Origin of the sequence: Rubellimicrobium sp. CFH 75288 (assembly GCF_009904055.1) — a bacterium.
Lineage (GTDB): Bacteria > Pseudomonadota > Alphaproteobacteria > Rhodobacterales > Rhodobacteraceae > Rubellimicrobium.
Genome location: NZ_WYDP01000005.1, coordinates 296,768 through 314,271 on the forward strand (window position 1 = coordinate 296,768; position 17,504 = coordinate 314,271).

The 17,504-nt window shown below is 73.3% G+C and carries 16 protein-coding genes; 3 read left to right on the top strand and 13 right to left on the bottom strand.

Annotated elements, in window-relative coordinates; translation table 11 throughout:
• Nucleotides 1-5 precede the first annotated feature (5 nt).
• The 4 genes from GT358_RS07130 to GT358_RS07145 all read right to left on the bottom strand — a co-directional run bounded on the left by GT358_RS07130 (nt 6) and on the right by GT358_RS07145 (nt 4,905).
• Nucleotides 6-749 carry a hypothetical protein gene (locus tag GT358_RS07130; protein WP_166581902.1) on the bottom strand — a complete coding sequence of 248 codons (744 nt, stop codon included), beginning with the start codon at nt 747-749 and terminating at the stop codon, nt 6-8.
• A 109-nt stretch (nt 750-858) separates the two neighbouring features.
• Nucleotides 859-2,004, bottom strand: coding sequence for an iron-containing alcohol dehydrogenase (locus tag GT358_RS07135; protein WP_166581903.1), 1,146 nt, complete (start codon nt 2,002-2,004; stop codon nt 859-861).
• Entirely contained in the window at nt 2,001-3,386 is a 1,386-nt protein-coding gene (locus GT358_RS07140; protein ID WP_166581904.1) for an aldehyde dehydrogenase family protein, read from the bottom strand. Before GT358_RS07140 ends, GT358_RS07135 begins: the two co-directional genes overlap by 4 nt.
• Nucleotides 3,387-3,543: 157 nt before the next feature.
• Nucleotides 3,544-4,905, bottom strand: coding sequence for a glutamine synthetase family protein (locus GT358_RS07145; RefSeq protein WP_166581905.1), 1,362 nt, complete (start codon nt 4,903-4,905; stop codon nt 3,544-3,546).
• 165 nt (nt 4,906-5,070) lie between these two features.
• On the opposite strand from GT358_RS07145, the gene GT358_RS07150 reads away from it, so the two are divergent.
• Entirely contained in the window at nt 5,071-6,405 is a 1,335-nt protein-coding gene (locus GT358_RS07150) for a UDP-glucose/GDP-mannose dehydrogenase family protein (protein ID WP_166581906.1), read from the top strand.
• Nucleotides 6,406-6,851: 446 nt separating this feature from the next.
• Here the strand turns inward: GT358_RS07150 and GT358_RS07155 are convergent, their stop codons facing one another.
• The 9 genes from GT358_RS07155 to GT358_RS16495 all read right to left on the bottom strand — a co-directional run bounded on the left by GT358_RS07155 (nt 6,852) and on the right by GT358_RS16495 (nt 16,252).
• A complete protein-coding gene (locus GT358_RS07155) occupies nt 6,852-8,900 on the bottom strand; it encodes a M3 family metallopeptidase (RefSeq protein ID WP_166581907.1) in 2,049 nt (682 codons plus the stop codon).
• 66 nt (nt 8,901-8,966) lie between these two features.
• On the bottom strand, nt 8,967-10,403 hold the full coding sequence (locus GT358_RS07160; RefSeq protein ID WP_166581908.1) for a calcium-binding protein: 1,437 nt from the start codon (nt 10,401-10,403) through the stop codon (nt 8,967-8,969).
• 75 nt (nt 10,404-10,478) lie between these two features.
• Nucleotides 10,479-11,270 (bottom strand): amino acid ABC transporter permease, encoded by a 792-nt coding sequence (locus tag GT358_RS07165; RefSeq protein ID WP_166581909.1) that lies wholly within the window; start codon nt 11,268-11,270, stop codon nt 10,479-10,481.
• Nucleotides 11,271-11,276: 6 nt separating this feature from the next.
• Nucleotides 11,277-12,086, bottom strand: a complete 810-nt coding sequence (locus GT358_RS07170) for a transporter substrate-binding domain-containing protein (protein ID WP_166581910.1) — start codon at nt 12,084-12,086, stop codon at nt 11,277-11,279.
• Between the two features lie 110 nt (nt 12,087-12,196).
• The gene (locus GT358_RS07175) at nt 12,197-12,463 is read right to left on the bottom strand and encodes a hypothetical protein (protein ID WP_166581911.1); all 267 of its coding nucleotides are present in this window, start codon (nt 12,461-12,463) and stop codon (nt 12,197-12,199) included.
• Between the two features lie 31 nt (nt 12,464-12,494).
• The gene (locus GT358_RS07180; RefSeq protein ID WP_371416239.1) at nt 12,495-13,571 is read right to left on the bottom strand and encodes a ThiF family adenylyltransferase; all 1,077 of its coding nucleotides are present in this window, start codon (nt 13,569-13,571) and stop codon (nt 12,495-12,497) included.
• A gap of 24 nt (nt 13,572-13,595) precedes the next feature.
• Entirely contained in the window at nt 13,596-14,069 is a 474-nt protein-coding gene (gene dut, locus GT358_RS07185) for a dUTP diphosphatase (RefSeq protein ID WP_166581912.1), read from the bottom strand.
• On the bottom strand, nt 14,066-15,310 hold the full coding sequence (gene coaBC / locus GT358_RS16490; RefSeq protein WP_208103373.1) for a bifunctional phosphopantothenoylcysteine decarboxylase/phosphopantothenate--cysteine ligase CoaBC: 1,245 nt from the start codon (nt 15,308-15,310) through the stop codon (nt 14,066-14,068). Before coaBC ends, dut begins: the two co-directional genes overlap by 4 nt.
• 63 nt (nt 15,311-15,373) lie before the next feature.
• Nucleotides 15,374-16,252, bottom strand: coding sequence for an RNA polymerase factor sigma-32 (locus GT358_RS16495; protein WP_208103374.1), 879 nt, complete (start codon nt 16,250-16,252; stop codon nt 15,374-15,376).
• A gap of 81 nt (nt 16,253-16,333) precedes the next feature.
• Between GT358_RS16495 and cobU the strand changes: the two genes are divergently transcribed.
• A complete protein-coding gene (gene cobU / locus GT358_RS07195) occupies nt 16,334-16,876 on the top strand; it encodes a bifunctional adenosylcobinamide kinase/adenosylcobinamide-phosphate guanylyltransferase (protein ID WP_166581913.1) in 543 nt (180 codons plus the stop codon).
• Complete coding sequence (locus GT358_RS07200; protein ID WP_166581914.1) at nt 16,873-17,445, top strand: histidine phosphatase family protein; 573 nt, start codon at nt 16,873-16,875, stop codon at nt 17,443-17,445. The genes cobU and GT358_RS07200 overlap by 4 nt, the downstream gene beginning before the upstream one ends.
• The last annotated feature ends 59 nt before the right edge of the window (nt 17,446-17,504 follow it).

A 17,504-nucleotide genomic window follows, 5' to 3' on the forward strand; every position in this document is an offset into this window, starting at 1 on the left:
CAGGCTCAGTTGCCCGTGCCGGTTCCGGCCTCGCCCGAGGCGCCGCCGCTCGCCCCGCCGGCATCCGTGCCGGTCGTCGTCTCGGCGCCCGCCCCGGCATCGGTGCCGGTCGTGGTGTCGGCACCCGCATCGGCGCCGGTGCCGGTCGCGGCATCCGCACCCGCCGCCGGGGCGGCGTCCGCGGCGCCGTCGTCGGTCGCGTCATCGGCCGCGTCGGTCGCGTCGTCCGTCGTGCCGCCGGTGGCGTCGTCGGTCGCCTCGTCCGGCGTCATGTCGTCGCCGACCCCGACCGTCCCGGCATCCGCCCCGGTGCCGGCCTCAGCCCCCGCGCCGTCGGCGTCGTCGTCCATGGCGTCGTCGCCGGTCATGTCGTCGGACCCATCGTCAGAGGCCCCGTCGCCGCGGGGCGCATTGGGGAAGGAGTCGAAGTCGCGCTCCTCCGCCACGGCGGCCGGCACCTCGCAGACCACCTCGGTCGTGCCCTGGAAATCGCTGACCAGATAGGCATCGTCGATGTCGGGGCACACCTCGGTCGCGATCGTCACCGGCACCTGATAGAGCAGTCCCGTTTCGGGCACAAACACCACCACCGTGCCGGGTTGCAGCTCGAACAGCGCGTCGCCCTGCCCCGCGACCTGGCCATAGGTCGTGGTGCCCGCGTCCTGCGTCGTCGTCTCCTGCGCAAGGGAAGCGGCCGGCACGGCCGCCACCAGCGCCACCGCAGCGGCCCCCCAGAACGTCCTCGTCATAGCGGAACTCCGTCAACTCCGCCGGCGCCCTCCCGGCGCCGGCTGCGACGGATCAACGCGCCCCCTGCACCCGCGTTCCGCCCCCCGTCTGAGAGCGGCAGAAACCCGCTCAGAGCGACTCCTCGTAGAGCCGCACGGCCGCCTCCACCGTCAGCGGCACCGGATTGCCCCCCGCGGTCGGGTCCACCACCGCCCGTTCGGCCAGTTCGGGCAGCCGGTTCTGCTCCACCCCGAAGGCGCTCAGGCCCGCCGGGATGCCCAGCTCGCGGTTGAGCGCCTCCACGCGGTCCAGAAAGCCGTCGAACCCGCCCGCAAGGCCCAGATAGGCCGCGGCGCGGGCGATCTTGGCCTCCACCGCGGGGCGGTTGAAGCGCAGCACCGCCGGCATGACCACGGCATTGGTGGTCCCGTGATGGCTGCCATAGACCGCGCCCACCGGATGGCTCAGCGCATGGACCGCGCCCAGGCCCTTCTGGAAGGCCACCGCCCCCATGGCGGCCGCGGCCATCATCTGCGCCCGCGCCTCGATGTCCGACCCGTCGCGGAAGGCGCGCGGCAGGTATTCGTGGACAAGCCGCATCCCCTCGAGCGCGATTCCCTCCCCCATCGGATGGAACGAGGGCGCGCAATAGGCCTCGAGGCAATGGGCGAAGGCATCCATGCCCGTCCCCGCCGTCATCGCCGGCGGCAGGCCCAGCGTGAGTTCCGGGTCGCAGATGACCACCCGGGCGAGCATGCCCGGATGGAAGATCACCTTCTTGACCTGCCGGGCCGTGTCGGTCAGCACGCCCGCCCGCCCGACCTCGGAGCCGGTCCCGGCCGTGGTGGGCACGGCGACGACCGGCGCGATCCGGTCCGCCGCGGCCCGGGTCCACCAATCGTCCACGTCCTCGAAATCCCAGACGGGACGCGACTGGCCCTGCTGGAAGGCGACGAGCTTGCCGAGGTCGAGCCCCGATCCCCCGCCGAAGGCCACCACCCCGTCATGGCCGCCATCGCGGAAGGCGCGGATGCCCGCCTCCAGATTGGCGTCGGTGGGGTTGGGGTCCACATCGGCAAAGATCGCGCGACCCAGCCCCGCCGCCCCCAAGAGGTCCACCACCCGCCCCGTGACCGCCAGATGCGCAAGCCCCCGGTCGGTGACGAGCAGCGGCCGCCGCATGCCCGCCTCGCGGCAGGCCTCGGCCAGTTCCGCGATGCGCCCCGGCCCGAACAGGACGCGCGTGGGATAGGACCAGTTGCCCTTGAGTGTCATGCCTTCACCTTGCGGAAATGGTACGAGCGGGGCCGCGTCAGCGAATGGAACCCCAGCTCCGACAGGGCGGCCCCGCGTCCCGTGTCCTTGCACCCGGTCCAGCACACCGCCGGGTCGAGATAGTCGGCCCGGTTGAGGAACACCGTCCCCGTCTCGATCCGCCGGCCCAGCCGCAGCGCCCGCTCGGGGTCCGAGGTCCAGAGCGAGGCGGTGAGGCCATAGGGCGAGTCGTTCATCAGCGCCAGCGCCTCCTCGTCGGACTCGACCGGCATGATGCCGACGACGGGGCCGAAGGTTTCCTCCCGCATCACGCGCATCGAATGGTCCACGTCCACCAGGACCTGCGGCGCCAGATAGGCGCCCCCGTCATCCTCGGGAAAGGCGGCGGGCTCGATCAGGGCCCGCGCCCCGGCGGCCACCGCTTCGGCCACCTGCTCGCGCACCGCGCGGGCAAAGCGCACATGCGCCATCGGCCCCATCGTCGTCGCGGGATCGAGAGGGTTGCCCAGCCGCTGCTGGCGCGCCCAGGCCACCGCCGCCTCCACGAAGCGGTCGAAATGGCGGCGGTGGACATAGATGCGCTCGATGCCGCAGCAGCACTGGCCCGAATTGAACAGCGCCCCTTCCATGAGCCCGTCCACCGCCCAGTCGAGATCGGCATCCTCCATCACGTAGCCGGGGTCCTTGCCCCCGAGTTCGAGCCCCAGCGGCGTGAAGGTGCCCGCGGCCGCGCGCTCGATGGCGCGCCCGCCCGCGACGCTGCCCGTGAAGTTGACGAACCCGAACACCCGCGCGCCGATCAGCGCCTCCGTTCCCTCGTGGTCCAGCACCACGTTCTGGAACACGCCCTCGGGCAGCACCCCGTCGAAGGCATCCGCCCAGCGCTCGCCCACGAGCAGCGTCTGCGACGCGGCCTTGTGGATCACCGCATTGCCCGCCATCAGCGCCGGAATGACCGTGTTGCAGGCGGTCAGATAGGGATAGTTCCAGGGCGCGATGCAGAAGACGACGCCCACCGGCTCGCGCTCGATCCGGCGCAGGAAGCGGTCCGAATCCTCCGCCTCGAGGGGCGCGAGCGCCCGCTCGGCGATCGAGCCCATGTAGCTCGCGCGCTCGTTGACGCCCCCGAACTCGCCGCCATAGCGGACCGGCCGGCCCATCTGCCAGGCCAGCTCCTCGACGATGCGCGCCTTCATCCCGTTGAGGCGCCGGATACCCTCCTGCACCAGCGCCACCCGCTCGGCCAGCGGCACCGCGGCCCAGCCCTTCTGCGCCTCCCGCGCCCGCGCGGCGGCGGCCAGCGCCGCCTCGCGCGACAGGGCCGGCCGCTCGGCATAGACGTCGCCATTGACCGGCGAGACGCATCGGATCGTCGCGTTCATGTCCCTCGTTCCCCCTGCCGCGGCGCGGCTGCGCCGCTTGGTCTCCCGCACTCCCGCCGGCGTCAAGGGCCGCCGGGGTCACCCCCGCATCGCATCCCCGGCACAGGAGGATTGCCCGCAGCAGGCCCTCCGCCGGGAGGGAATCCCGCGCGTCCCGTCACAGCCGCTCGAATCCGCGGCGGCGGTCCCAGTCGGTGACGCTGCGCTCGGCCTCGCCGATCTCCCACCGGGCGGCGTGGTGGTAATGCTCCACCACCTCGTCCCCGAAGGCCGCGCGCAGCATGTCCGACCGCCGCGCCGCCTCGGCGGCATCGCGCAAGGTGGCGGGGATGCGCCGCGCGCCCTCGGCGCGGTACATGTCCCCCGCCATCTCCTCCTCGAGCACAAGCCCCTTCTCGATCCCGTCGAGCCCCGCGGCGAGCAGCGCGGCCAGCGCCATGTAGGGGTTGAGATCGGCCCCCCCGATCCGGCACTCCACCCGGATCGCGCCCGTGTCCTCGCCGCAGACCCGGTAGCCCGCCGTGCGGTTGTCGCGGCTCCAGACCGCCTTGGTGGGGGCGAACATGCCCACGGTGAAGCGCTTGTAGGAATTGACGAAGGGCGCAAGGAACAGCGTCGTCGCATCCGCATGCGCGAGAAGCCCGGCCAGGTAGGAGCGCATCAGCTCGCTCATCCCGTGCGGGGCGCCCCTGTCCAGAAAGGCGTTGCGCCCGTCGCGCCACAGCGACTGGTGGATGTGGCTCGAGGACCCGGCGCGGTCGGTGGCGTACTTGGCCATGAAGGTGACCGACCGGCCGGCCGCGGCCGCCACCTGCTTCACGGCCGTCTTGACCACGGCATGATGGTCGGCCGTCTCCATCGCGGGGCCGTAGCGGACATTGACCTCGTGCTGGCCGGCCTCGGCCTCGCCCTTGGTGTTCTCCACCGGCACGCCGCTCTCCCACAGCGCGCGGCGCAGCGGACGCATCACCGCCTCCTCCTTGGAGGAGCCGTAGAGATTGTAGTCGTTGTTCCACCGCACGAGCGGCGTCATCCGGCGATAGCCCTCGTCCCAGAGCTGCTCGAAGCTTTCCTCGAACAGGAAGAACTCGAGCTCCGTCGCCATCATCGGCTCGAGGCCCAGCGCGCGCGCCCGCTCGACCTGCCGGCGCAGGACGTTGCGCGGGGCGACCGCGACCGGCTCGCCGTGATGGTCGAGCAGGTCGCACATCACCAGCGCCGAGGACGGCTCCCAGGCGGCGCGGCGCAGCGTGGACAGGTCTGGCCGGTGGACATAGTCGCCATAGCCCCGCTCCCAGGAGGCCGAGGCATAGCCCGGCACCGGCGTCATCTCCACGTCGAGCGCCAGAAGATAGTCGCAGCCATGCGTCTCCGCCCCTGCGCGCTCGAGGAAATGGGCCGCATGGAACCGCTTGCCCATCAGACGGCCCTGCATGTCCACCACGGCGGTCATCACCGTGTCGATCTCGCCCGCCTCCACGGCGGCGCTGAGCTGGTCGAGAGAAAGCGTGGCGGACATCGTCGGGCCTTCGGTCAGGGGGCACGGGTTTCCGATCGGAAACATCCGTCGCGGGCGGCGCCACTCTGGCGGCGGAGCGCCGGGGCGTCAATCGCGCCCCGCGGCCCGCTTGACCCGGCGCGCCGGCCCTGCCACCCAGACGCCGCAGCAGCCGGGGGAGCCCTCATGCGCATCGCGATGGTCGGAACGGGCTATGTGGGTCTCGTGTCCGGCGCCTGCCTGTCGGATTTCGGCCACGACGTGACCTGCATCGACCGCGACGAGGGCAAGATCGCCCGCCTGCGCCAGGGCGGCATCCCGATCTACGAACCGGGACTCGAGGATCTTGTCGCGCGCAACACGGCCGCAGGCCGGCTGTCCTTCACCACCGACCTGTCCGCGGCCGTGGACGGGGCCGAGGCGGTGTTCATCGCCGTCGGCACGCCGTCGCGCCGCGGCGACGGCCATGCCGACCTCTCCTATGTCCACGCCGCCGCGGCCGAGATCGCGCAGGCCGCCACCGGCCCCACGGTCGTCGTCACCAAGTCCACCGTCCCCGTGGGCACCAACCGCCAGGTCGCCCGCATCCTGCGCGAGACGCGCCCCGACCTGCCGCTCGCCGTCGCCTCCAACCCCGAATTCCTGCGCGAGGGCGCCGCGATCGAGGACTTCATGCGCCCCGACCGCGTCGTGGTGGGTCTCGACGGCGGCGCCGAGCATGCCCGCGCCGTCATGGCGGAGATCTACAAACCCCTGTTCCTGCGCGACTTTCCCATCGTCTGGACCGATCTCGAATCGGCCGAGATGATCAAGTACGCCGCCAACGCCTTTCTCGCCACCAAGATCACCTTCATCAACGAGGTGGCCGCGCTCTGCGAGCGCGTGGGTGCGGACGTCAAGGCCGTGGCGCACGGGATGGGCCTCGACGGGCGCATCGGGCGCAAGTTCCTCCATGCCGGCCCCGGCTACGGCGGCTCCTGCTTTCCCAAGGACACGCGCGCCTTCGCCCGCACGGGCCGCGACCACGCCGCCCCCCTGCGCCTCGTCGAGGCCACGATCGAGATCAACGAGGCCGTCAAGGCCCGCATGATCCGCAAGATCGCGGCACTCTGCGACGACCGCCTCGCCGGCCGCACCGTGCTCGCGCTCGGGGCCACCTTCAAGCCCAACACCGACGACATGCGCGAGGCGCCCTCGCTCGCCATCCTGCCCGCCCTGCTCGGCGCCGGGGCCTCCGTGCGCGTCGTGGACCCCGAAGGGCGGCGCGAGGGCGAGCGCCTCCTGCCCGGCGTCACCTGGGCCGACGACCCCTATGCCGCGGCCCAAGGGGCCGACCTCGTGGTGCTGCTCACCGAATGGAACGCCTTCCGCGCCCTCGACCTCGCGCGCCTCGCCGCCGTCATGCAGGCGCCGCGCATGGCCGACCTGCGCAACGTCTATTCCGCCGAGGAGGCGCGCGCGGCGGGCTTTGTCGCCTACGATTCCGTGGGCCGGCCCGGCTACGGGTTCGATCCGGCCTGAGCGCCCGCCCCGGACATTCCGGGTCCGTCCCCGCCCTGTCCGGCGCAGGCCGAATCGCCTTCCGCCGCCCCGCCCCCTGTCAAGGCGTTGCGCGAACCGGGCCCGGTGCGCGCGGTGGTGCAACGCTTCGTTAACCCTCCCGCGCCATCCTGCCCGAAACAGCCGCAGGATCGCCCGCCATGGACCCCGCCCTCGCCCTGCGCCCGCCCCCGCCGGGGGCGCCGCGCCCGCCCCGCCTCGCACGCATCGACGCGCTGCGTGCCTTTCTCCTGCGCTTCGCCGACCGGCCCGACGCGCTCGGGCCCGCCCGCACCGCGCTCGCCCGCTTCGCGCTCGTCGCCGCCTCGCCCGCCCGCGACGAGGCGGTGGAACAGGCCTTTGTCGCCGCGCAGAAGTTCTTCACCCACGCCTGGCTGTCGCTCGAATGGAACGTCTACGAGACCTGCTCAGGCTGGGACGACCCCTGGTTCCGTCTCCCCGAGAAGGCCCCGCCCCCGCAGCAGCGCCTCCACCCCCGGCATCCGGCCGCGAAAGGCCAGCCACGACTCGCGCTCGTCCCGCGCCCCTCCCACCGACAGGATCTCGCGCTCGAGCCGCGCCGCCACGGCGCGGTCCCACGGACCCTCCGCCTCCTCGAAGGCGGCGAATGCGTCCGCGTCCATCACCTCCGCCCACAGGTAGGAGTAGTAGCCCGCCGCGTAGCCGTCCCCGGCAAAGACATGCCCGAAATGCGGGGCCGCGTGGCGCGGCCGGATGGCGCGCGGCATCCCCAGCGCCTCCAGCACCTCCGCCTCGCGCTGGACGGAATCGGCCGGCGGGTCGCCCTCGTGAAAGGCCAGGTCCACGAAGGCCGAGGCGAGGTATTCCACCGTGCGGAATCCCGCATCGAAGCCCCGCGCCGCCAGCAGCCGGTCGCGCAGCGCCTCGGGCATCGGCCGCCCCTCGTCATCCGTCGCCCACTCGGCCAGAAGCTCGGGCACCTCCAGCCAGTGCTCCAGCAGCTGCGAGGGCAGCTCCACGAAGTCCCGCGCCACGGCCGTCCCGGCGACGGAAGGAAACGTGACGTCCGACAGCAGCGCGTGCAGCGCGTGGCCGAACTCGTGAAACAGCGTGCGCGCGTCGTCCCAGGACAGGAGCGCCTCCCCGCCCCCGGAGCCGCGCGCGAAGTTGCACACGATCGCCACCTGCGGCCGCTCCTCCGCCCCGCCCAGCCGCCCCTGGGGGCGCAGGCTCATGCACCAGGCGCCCGACCGCTTGCCCTCGCGCGCGAACCAGTCGGCCTGCAGCACCCCCACGGGCCGGCCCCCGCGCACGACCTCCCAGGTCTCCACCTCGTCGTGCCAGCGGGGCGCGTCCTCCGCGGGGCGGAACTCCAGGTCCCACAGCCGCCCGGCCACGGCAAAGGCGGCGTCCCGCATCCGCCCCAGCCGCAGGAACGGCTTCACCTCCGCCTCGTCGAGCGCGTGGCGCTGCCGGCGCAGCCGTTCGGCGTAGAAGGCCCAGTCCCAGGGCTCGAGCGGCCCCTCGACGCCGTCCTCCGCCATCAGCGCCTCGAGCGCCGCGCGGTCGCGCTCGGCCGCCGCGCGGGCGGGGCCCCAGACAGCCTCGAGCAGGCCGCGCACCGCGCCCGCCTCGCCGGCCATCTCGGTCTCGAGCTTCCAGGAGGCGAAGTCGCCGAAGCCCAGCAGCCGCGCCCGCTCGGCGCGCAGCGCCAGGGTCTCGGCCGCGATCGCCCGGTTGTCCGTGGTCCCGCCCCAGCGCCCGCGGCTCGTCCACGCCTCGAAGGCACGCCGGCGCAGGTCGCGCCGGGGCGAGAGCTGGAGAAACGGCACCACGACCGAGCGCGAGAGGGTCACGGCCGGCCCGCCCAGCCCCCGCGCCTGCCCCGCCGCGCGCAGGGCCGCGACGACGACATCCGGCAGGCCCTCCAGGTCGGCCTCCTCCAGCATCAGCGCCCAGTCGCGCTCGTCCGCGAGCACGTTCTGCGCAAACAGCGTGCCCAGCACGGCCAGGCGCGAGCGGATCGCGCGCATCCGCGCGGCCGCCTCGCCCTCGAGCCGCGCCCCGGCGCGCACGAAGCCGCGATGGGTGAGCCTCAGCACCCGCGCCTCCTCGGGCGAGAGGCCCAGGCCCTCCCGCCCCTCCCACAGCGCCTCGATCCGCGCAAAGAGCGCCCGGTTGCCCGTCACGTCCGAGGCGAACTCGGCCAGCTTCGGCGCCAGGTCCCGCTCCACCGCCTGCCGCTCGGGATTGCTCGCGGCCCCCGCCACGGCGCGAAAGGCGCCGAGGATGCGGCGCAGCCGCCGGTCGGCTCCTTCCAGCGCGACCACCGTGTTGGCGAAGGTGGGCGGCTCGGGGTCTGCGGCAATGGCCGCGACGGCGGCCCGCGCCTCCTCCAGCGCCGCCCCGACCGCCTCCGCCCAATGCTCGTCGCGGATGCTGTCCCAGGGCGGCAGCCCGAAGGGCGTCGTCCACTCGTCGAGCAGGGGGTTCATGGCGGCTCTCCGTGCGAGGGTGCGGGCAGGCTATGCGCCCCGCCCGCGGCCCGCCAGCCCCGCGCGCTACACGATCTCGAAGTCGTCCGCCGTCAGCGCGAATCCCGGTCCGACGCTGCCGAAGCGCACCGCCGGGTCGCCCCCGCGCCCGTCGGCGTCCCACAGCAGCGCGCCGGTCGCCTCGTTGAAGACGAGCCGGGTGGCCTCCGTGCGGCCCTCGCCCACCCGCACGAAGATCGCCGGATCGAGCGGCCCTGCCGCAAGCCCGAAGGCGGCGCCGTCGAGCGCGATGCGGTCCGTGCCCTGCTCGAAGTCGCGGATGCGGCCGAAGGCCTCGCCCGGCGGGGCGGCGAAGACGAAGGTGTCGGCCCCCGCGCCGCCGAACAGCAGGTCGTCGCCCTCGCTCACCAGCCGGTCGTCGCCCTCGCCCCCCATCAGGCGGTTCTGGCCCGTGCCCCCGAACAGCGTGTCGTCGCCGGGCCCTCCGTTCAGCGTGTCGTTGCCGCCCCGCCCCTCCAGCCGGTCGTCGCCGGGCCCGCCCCAGATCCGGTTGGCCCCGTCGTCGCCGATCAGGAGGTCGTCGTGCCGCGATCCGATCAGCCCCTCGATGCTGACATAGACGTCGCCCGCGGCGTCGCCGGTGTTGAGCGACGGGTCCGAGAGGCTCGCCACGACGCCCGTCCGGGCATGGACGTAGCTCGCCACGTCGAAGCCCGGGCCGCCGTCGAGCCGGTCCGCCCCCGCCCCCCCGTGCAGCGTGTCGTCGCCGGCCCCGCCGAAGAGGTTCTGGTCCCCCGCCCCGAGGATCAGCGTGTCGTTGCCCGCGCCGCCGGAGATCGCGCCGGGCAGACCGGACCCGCTCGCGCCGAGCAGCTCGCCGTGCAGGCCGAAGAAGACGTCGTCGCCCCCGCTCAGAACCACCGGGGCGCGGATCGTGCCGGTATTGGTGATGTGGGCGGTGGCCGTGCCCGCGATCCGGATGCCGTCCGCCAGCCCCTCGATCAGACCCGAATTGTCGATCGTCACGATGTTCCCGAGGCCGGAGCCCGCGACATAGACAGCCTGGAAGCCGATGATCGTCCCCGAATTGACAAGGGTGATCTCCGAATCGGCCTGCCTCGGGACCAGGGCCAGTCCGTAGTTGCGGGTAAAGGACGCCGAGATCGTGCCGTGCATCTCGATGTCCATGTTGGCCGCATAGAGGATCGCGCCGAAGCCGCCCGCGACGGAGGAACTCAGATAGCCCGTCTCGCCCACGACGAAATGCAGGTCTGCGTCCGACTGGGAAGACATGGCCAGAGCCTGGGCACCGATGATCACCCCGTCGATGCGCAGCACCCGCTGCTCGTCCGCCGGCGTCGCGTTGACCCGGACGCCGATCTGCCCCGGCCCGGTCGCGATCAGGTGGTTGCCGCGCACCAGCCAGAGGTCGTCGGCCCCGTCGAGCACGTAGAGCGGATCGGTGCCGCTGCCGATGGCGGAGGCGGGCATGCGCGTGACCATCGGCAGACTCCTTCCCGGCGGACAATTGCCGACCACCTTGGACCGAACGGGGCGGCCCCGTCTACCCTGATGTCATCACCCCCGTGCCCGCAGCCGCGCCTCCAGCCGGCGCAGGAGCAGGCTCAGCCCGATGGTCAGCGTCAGGTAGATCAGCGCGACCACGTTGTAGGTCTCGAAGTAGCGGAAGTTCCCGGCCGCCACCGTCCGGCCGAGCTGGGTGACATCCGTCACCCCCAGCACCGAGACGAGCGAGCTGTCCTTGAGGATGGCCACGAAGTCGTTGCCCAGCGCCGGAAAGATCGTCCGGAACGCCTGCGGGAAGGTGATCAGGCGGAACCGGTGCCAGCCGCGCAGCCCCAGCGCCTGCGCCGCCTCGATCTGGCCTGCGGGCACCGACAGGAGGCCCGCCCGGAAGATCTCGGCCAGAAAGGCCGAGTAGGCGAGCGTGAGCGCGATCACCGCCCGCCACAGGAGCGGAAAGTCCCGCGCCCGCATCTCGGGCAGGCCGAGGGGGCTGGCCAGCGCGTTCCAGCCCGCCACGATCGCCGGGGCCAGCACGAAGGCCACGTAGAGCAGCAGCACCAGGATCGGGATGCCGCGCATCACCTCGATGTAGAGCCGGGCGAGCTGGCGCAGCACGACCGACCGCGACAGCCCCATCAGCGCCAGCCCCAGCCCGATCGCGCAGGCCGAGGCATAGGCCACCACCGACACGACCAGCGTGATCCCGATCCCGCGCGACAGCTTGGCCAGGATGTCGCGGTAGAGCGGGTCGGACGCGATCTCCCAGAACAGCCACAGGCCCGCCGCCCCGACGGCGACGAGCCACCACGGAAAGTCCCTGTCGGGTGCCGAGGGGGGGATCAAGCGGGACTACTGGCCGAGCGCGTAGTCCACGAACCACTTCTGGTCGAGCGCCTCGAGCGTGCCGTCCGCGCGCATCGACTCGATGGCCGCGTTGATCGGCTCCACCAGGTCCGAGCCCTTGGGGAAGATGAAGCCGAACTCCTCGGTGCCGAGCGGCTCGCCGATGATCTTGAGGCCCCCGCCCGAGGCCGCGACATAGGCCTGCGCCGCGGCCGAATCCGACAGCGCGAGATCCACGTCGCCCGTGCGCAGCGCCTCGAGCCCCGCGCCGAAGGTCTCGAAGCGCACCACGCGCGGGTTGGCCTCGTCGCCGTCCAGGATGTCGTAGATCGTGACATAGAAGGGCGTCGTGCCCGGCTGGGCCGCGGCCAGGAGGTCGGGATTGGCGGCAAAGCTCTCGGCGTCGGTGAAGCGGTCCTCGTCGCCGCGCACCAGCATCAGCATCTGGCTCGTCATGTAGGGGGCCGAGAAGTCCACCACCTCGGCGCGGTCCTCGCGGATGGTGATGCCGGTCATCCCCATGTCGAACTGCCCCTCCGAGACGGCGGCGATCATCGCGTCCCAGGAGATGGTCTGATACTCGACCTCGATGTTAATGCGCTCGGCGATCTCGGCCATGGCGTCGTATTCCCAGCCGACCGCCTGCCCCGACGCGTCCAGGAACTGGAGCGGCGGATAGGCATTCTCGACCGCCACGACGACCGTGCGGCCGCCCAGATCGGGCAGGTCCTGCGCCAGCGCGGGCAGCGCGGCAAGCGCGAGCCCCGCCCCGAGGACGAGGCGGCGCGAAAGCGGGGCAGCGGAACGGAGGGGCATGGGTCGGGCTCCTGCGAAGGGGACGCGGTCTGCGGCCACGATGCACGCCCCGGCGTCCCTGTCCAGCCCGCGATGGCCCCGGCACCCGGCCCGGCGGTCCGCGCCGCCGCTCAGCGCCCTTCCGCGCGGCGCAGGCCGTCGAGGAAGCGGCGCGCGATGGCGCGCACGGCCTCGTCGTCCTTCGTGTCGTCGTCGGCATGGTCGCCCAGACCCGGCAGGCTCGCCTCCAGATGGTCGATCAGGCCGGGATGGTGCCGCTCGACAAAGGAGAGCGCATGGAACAGCAGATGCTCGATGGCCAGCTCGCGGTGGCGCGCCTCGGCCACGCCCTCGCGCAGCGCCTGTCCCAGGGAGGATCGGGGTTCGGGCTCTCTCATGGCGCTGCAGCTAGGGCCGCATGGCCGCCGTTCAAGCCCCGCCCGCCCCGGCGCCGCGCCCACCGCAGACCGGGCAGCCGGGCCGCGGCGGCACCTCGACCACCCGCGCCTCCGCCTCGAGCCCGTCCCACAGCAGCAGCCGGCCCCGCAGCGTCCGCCCCGCCCCGCTCAGATGCTTGACCGCCTCGAGCGCCATGAGCGAGCCCACCACGCCGGGCAGGGGACCGGCCACGCCCGCCTCGGCGCAGGTGGGCGCGAGGCCCGGCGCCGGCGCCTCGGGAAAGACGCAGGCCAGGCACGGCCCGCCCCCCGCCGGGTGCCACAGCCCCACCTGCCCCTCCCACTGGCTCAGCGCCCCGGCGATCAGCGGCACGCCGGCGGCCACCGCGGCGCGGTTGGACAGCGCCCGCGTCTCCCAGCCGTCGGTGCCGTCCAGGATCAGGTCGTATTCGGCAAACAGGTCCGCGGCGTTCTCCGCCGTCAGGGCGCGCGCATAGGTCAGCACGCGCACATGCGGGTTGAGCGTGGCGACCGCATCGGCGGCCGACTGGACCTTGGGCCGGCCCAGGTCGCCCGTGCCGTGGATGATCTGCCGGCCCAGGTTGGACAGCTCCACCGCGTCGGGGTCGATCAGGCCCAGCGTGCCCACCCCCGATCCGGCCAGATAGAGAATGGCGGGCGCGCCCAGCCCCCCGGCCCCCACCACCAGCACCCGCGCGGCGCGCAGCCGGCCCTGCCCGGGCCCGCCGATCTCGCGCAGCGTCAGGTGGCGGGCATAGCGGCGCAGCTCCTCCGGCGCGAGCGGTCCGGTGGCGGCAGCGGTGCCGGCCGGCGGCGGTGCGGGGGGGCGGCGCGCCTCGGCCGCCCGGCGGACCCGGCCGAGGATGCGACCATAGCCCCAGGCCAGTCCGACGAACCCCGTGAGCACCAGCCATTGCCCGGCATCCCCGCCGGTCGCCTCTCGCAGCGGATGACCGTCGCGAAGGGCCACATGGAGCGCGAGCGTCGCCGTCAGCAGCAGGCCCAGCATCAGCAGCCGCGCCTGCCGGGCAATCCCCGTCAGGGCGCCCGCGATCCAGATCGCGGTGGCGGCGACCAGGACGATCACGCCCGCCTCCTCATGCCCGCGCCCTCACGTCCGCCCCGTCGAGCCGAACCCCGCCTCGCCGCGCGCGGTGGCCTCGCCCCGGCCGGGCTCGAAGAGAGCGCGCGCGACCGGGGCGAGCACCAGCTGAGCGATGCGCTCGCCGTGGCGGACGGTCTCGGGCAGGGCGCCGGCATTCCACAGGATGACCCGCAGCTCGCCGCGATAATCCGCATCGATCGTGCCGGGCGCGTTGGGCAGGACCAGCCCGGTCCGCAGCGCCAGGCCCGAGCGCAGGCGCACCTGCCCTTCCCACCCGTCGGGGATGGCGAGAACAAGGCCCGTGGGCACGGCCTCGCGCGCGCCGGGCGGCAGAACCAGCCCCGTCCCGCGGAGCCGGGGGGGCAGGTTGGCGCGCAGGTCGGCGCCGGCCGCCCCGGCGGTGGCATAGTCCGGCAGCGGCAGGGACCGGTCCGCATCTCCGGTCCAGTCCACGCGCACCACGGGCCGCGCCGCCGTCATCGGAGCGCCTCGGCCATGCGGGCGGCCAGACGGCGCGCCACCGCGTCCTTGCCCATCCGCGGCCAGTGCTCCTCGCCCTCGGCGGTGATGAGCGTCACCGCGTTCTCGGACCCGCCCATGATCCCGGTTTCCGGAGAGACGTCGTTGGCCAGGATCCAGTCGCAGCCCTTGGCCTGCCGCTTGGCGCGCGCATGGTCGAGGACGCGCTCGGTCTCGGCGGCAAAGCCCACGACCAGCCGGGGCCGTCCATGGCCCAGCCGCGACACGGTGGCGAGGATGTCCGGGTTGGGCGCGAGCGCGAGAACGGGTGCCCCCCCTTCGCCCTTCTTGATCTTCTGCAGCGAGGCCTGCGACACGCGCCAATCGGCCACGGCGGCGGCCATCACGGCGGCATCCGCGGGCAGCGCCGCGCGCACCGCCGCCAGCATCTGGCCCGCCGTCTCCACCGCCACCACCTGGACGCCCGGCGGCGGGGGAACCGCGGCGGGCCCCGTCACGAAGGTCACCCGCGCCCCCAGCGCGGCCAGCGCCGCGCCGATCGCAGCCCCCTGCGCCCCCGAGGAGCGGTTGGCGATGAAGCGCACGGGGTCGATCGGCTCGTGCGTGGGCCCCGAGGTGACGACCACGTGCCGCCCCGCGAGCGGGCCTGCCGCCCCGGCCGCCGGGATCTCCTCGCCGTCCCCGGCCGGTGCCAGGGCGGATTCGATGGCCGCGAGGATCGCCTCGGGCTCGGCCATGCGGCCCGACCCCCACTCGCCGCAGGCCATTGCTCCCTCGTCGGGGCCCACGAACAGCACCCCGTCCGCCCGCAAGGTCTCGAGGTTGCGGCGGGTGGCGGGATGGTCCCACATGCGCACGTTCATCGCCGGCGCCATCAGCACGCGCTTGTCGGTGGCCAGAAGCAGCGTGGACGCGAGATCGGGGGCGAGGCCGTGAGCGGCGCGCGCCATCAGGTCGGCCGTGGCGGGCGCGACCACCACCAGATCGGCCGCGCGCGACAGCTCGATATGGCCCATCCGCGCCTCGGCCGTCAGGTCGAACAGCTCGCGGTGCACCTCCGCGCCCGCGAGCGCGGCGACCGAGAGCGGCGTGACGAACTGCGCGCCCGCCTCCGTCAGCACGGGGGTGACGCGCGCACCCCGCTCCCGCAGGCGCCGGATCAGCTCCAGCGTCTTGAAGGCGGCGATGCCGCCGCCGATCACCAGAAGGACGTGCCGCCCCGCAATCCGACCCGGATCCATGCGCGGACCATGGTGGCGCCCCGGGTCCGAGTCAACGCGACCGCCCGGCGCAGCAGCCCGGCCTCAGCCGAACAGGCCCAGCACCTCGCGCGACTGGCTCTCGAGGCTGCGCCGCATCTTGCCGAAGGCCGCCGCCTCGAGCTGGCGGACGCGCTCCTTGCTCAGGCCGAGCTCGTCGCCGAGCGATTCGAGCGTGCGCGGCTCGTCCCGCAGCTTGCGCTCGCGCACGATGAACCGCTCGCGCTCGTTGAGCGCGGAGAGCGCGGTCAGCAGCCACTGGCGCAGCGTCTCGGTGTCGTGGCTCGCCTCCACGCGCTCGGCCGCCTGCGGCGTCTCGTCCTCCAGCGCCTCGATCCATTCGCGCCCCTCCTCCTCGGCGGATTGGGTCGCGTTGAGCGAGTAGTCGGACCCGGCCAGGCGGCCTTCCATCATCTCGACATCGGCGAGCGGCACGCCGACCTCCTTGGCGATCAGCCGGCGCACCTCGTGGGGGGGCAGCTCGATCCCCTGCGCCTGCGCCTCGCGCTCGATGCGCGCCTGGACGCGGCGCATGTTGAAGAACAGCGACTTCTGCGACGACGTGCTGCCCGTGCGCACCATCGACCAGTTGCGCATCACGTAGTCCTGGATGGAAGCCTTGATCCACCACACCGCATAGGTCGAGAAGCGCACGCCACGGTCGGGGTCGAACTTGTCGGCAGCCTTCATCAGGCCGAGCGACGCCTCCTGGATCAGGTCGTTCATGGGCGCGCCATAGCGGCGGAACTTGCCCGCCATGGAGATCGCGAGCCGCATATAGGCGGTGATCAGGCGATGGAGCGCCTTCTCGTCCCGCCGGTCGCGCCACGCATAGGCGAGCTTCAGTTCCGTCTCTGCGTCGAGCAGCTCCGCCCGCATCGCCGTCCGCGAGAGGTGCTGGTCCGCGTAGCCGTCAAGTGCCATGGTGCGTCCGGTCCCTTCCTCTTGGTCGCCGGGGTTGGCCCCCTCCAAACCGACCCTGATACGTGGCCGAAACGAAGCCGGATGGTGGAAGTTCCCTCCTTGCCCTTGCAAAATCCCGTTCTGGTCCTAGGAGGCGCCGCCTCGGGCAAGTCGCTCTGGGCCGAGCGCCTGGTCGAAAGGCTCGCGCCGCGCCGGCTCTACCTCGCCACGGCCGAGGCGGGCGACGGCGAGATGGGTTCACGCATCGCCCGGCACCGGGCGAGGCGGGGGGCGGGCTGGCGCACGATCGAGGCCCCGCTCGAGACGGCCGCGGCGCTGGCCCAGGCCCGTCCCGACGAGGCCGTGCTGCTCGATTGCGCGACGCTCTGGCTGTCCAACCACATGCTCGCCGGATCGGATCTCGCGGCCGAGGAGGACCGGCTGCTCGCCGCGCTCGGGGCCTGTCCCGCCCCCGTCGCCGTGGTCTCCAACGAGATCGGCCTCGGCCTCGTGCCCGAGACGGCGCTGGGCCGGCGCTTCCGCGACGCGCAGGGCGCGCTGAACCAGCGCCTCGCCGCCGCGGCGGGATGCGTGGTGTTCGTCGCCGCAGGCCTGCCGCTCGCGCTCAAGGGAGCGCTGCCGTGAGGCGGCTCTGGCTGGTCCGGCACGGGCCCACCGGCGCGCGCGTCCTGTGCGGCTGGAGCGACCTGCCCGCGGACCTGTCGGATGCGGCCGCGCTCAACCGCCTCGCGCTCGCGCTGCCCGCCGCGCCCGTGGTCTCCTCCGACCTCCGGCGCGCGCGCGCCACCGCCGACGCGCTCGCCGAGGACCGCCCCCGCTTGCCGCCCGAGCCGGGCCTGCGCGAGATGCATTTCGGCGCCTGGGAGATGCGCACCCATGCCGAATGCGAGCGAGAGGACCCCGCTCTCGCCCGTGCCCTGTGGGAGACCCCCGGCACTCCCGCACCGCCCGGAGGCGAGAGCTGGGACGCCCTCTCGGCCCGCGTGCACGCCACGTTCGACCGCCTCCTCGCCGCACGGGCGGGCGACCTGATCGCGGTGTGCCATTTCGGCCCCATCCTCGCCTGCCTCCAGCGGGCGCGACGGGTGGATGCCCGCACGGTCATGGCCCAGCGGATCGAACCCCTCTCGCTCAGCGTCCTGCGCATCGAGGAGGGCGGGTGGACCGAGGAGGCGGCGGGGCTGCGCCTGTAGGGTCTTCGGCGCGTTAACCCCCCGTTAACCCTGATGCGGTAGTCTTGGCTCGGAATCGG

Excerpts from the sequence above, each read along its gene's own strand:
- GT358_RS07130 (WP_166581902.1), bottom strand. The coding sequence starts at position 749 with ATGACGAGGACGTTCTGGGGGGCCGCTGCGGTGGCGCTGGTGGCGGCC.
- GT358_RS07135 (WP_166581903.1), bottom strand. The coding sequence starts at position 2,004 with ATGACACTCAAGGGCAACTGGTCCTATCCCACGCGCGTCCTGTTCGGG.
- GT358_RS07140 (WP_166581904.1), bottom strand. The coding sequence starts at position 3,386 with ATGAACGCGACGATCCGATGCGTCTCGCCGGTCAATGGCGACGTCTAT.
- GT358_RS07145 (WP_166581905.1), bottom strand. The coding sequence starts at position 4,905 with ATGTCCGCCACGCTTTCTCTCGACCAGCTCAGCGCCGCCGTGGAGGCG.
- GT358_RS07150 (WP_166581906.1), top strand. The coding sequence starts at position 5,071 with ATGCGCATCGCGATGGTCGGAACGGGCTATGTGGGTCTCGTGTCCGGC.
- GT358_RS07155 (WP_166581907.1), bottom strand. The coding sequence starts at position 8,900 with ATGAACCCCCTGCTCGACGAGTGGACGACGCCCTTCGGGCTGCCGCCC.
- GT358_RS07160 (WP_166581908.1), bottom strand. The coding sequence starts at position 10,403 with ATGGTCACGCGCATGCCCGCCTCCGCCATCGGCAGCGGCACCGATCCG.
- GT358_RS07170 (WP_166581910.1), bottom strand. The coding sequence starts at position 12,086 with ATGCCCCTCCGTTCCGCTGCCCCGCTTTCGCGCCGCCTCGTCCTCGGG.
- GT358_RS07175 (WP_166581911.1), bottom strand. The coding sequence starts at position 12,463 with ATGAGAGAGCCCGAACCCCGATCCTCCCTGGGACAGGCGCTGCGCGAG.
- dut (WP_166581912.1), bottom strand. The coding sequence starts at position 14,069 with ATGACGGCGGCGCGGCCCGTGGTGCGCGTGGACTGGACCGGAGATGCG.
- coaBC (WP_208103373.1), bottom strand. The coding sequence starts at position 15,310 with ATGGATCCGGGTCGGATTGCGGGGCGGCACGTCCTTCTGGTGATCGGC.
- GT358_RS16495 (WP_208103374.1), bottom strand. The coding sequence starts at position 16,252 with ATGGCACTTGACGGCTACGCGGACCAGCACCTCTCGCGGACGGCGATG.
- cobU (WP_166581913.1), top strand. The coding sequence starts at position 16,334 with ATGGTGGAAGTTCCCTCCTTGCCCTTGCAAAATCCCGTTCTGGTCCTA.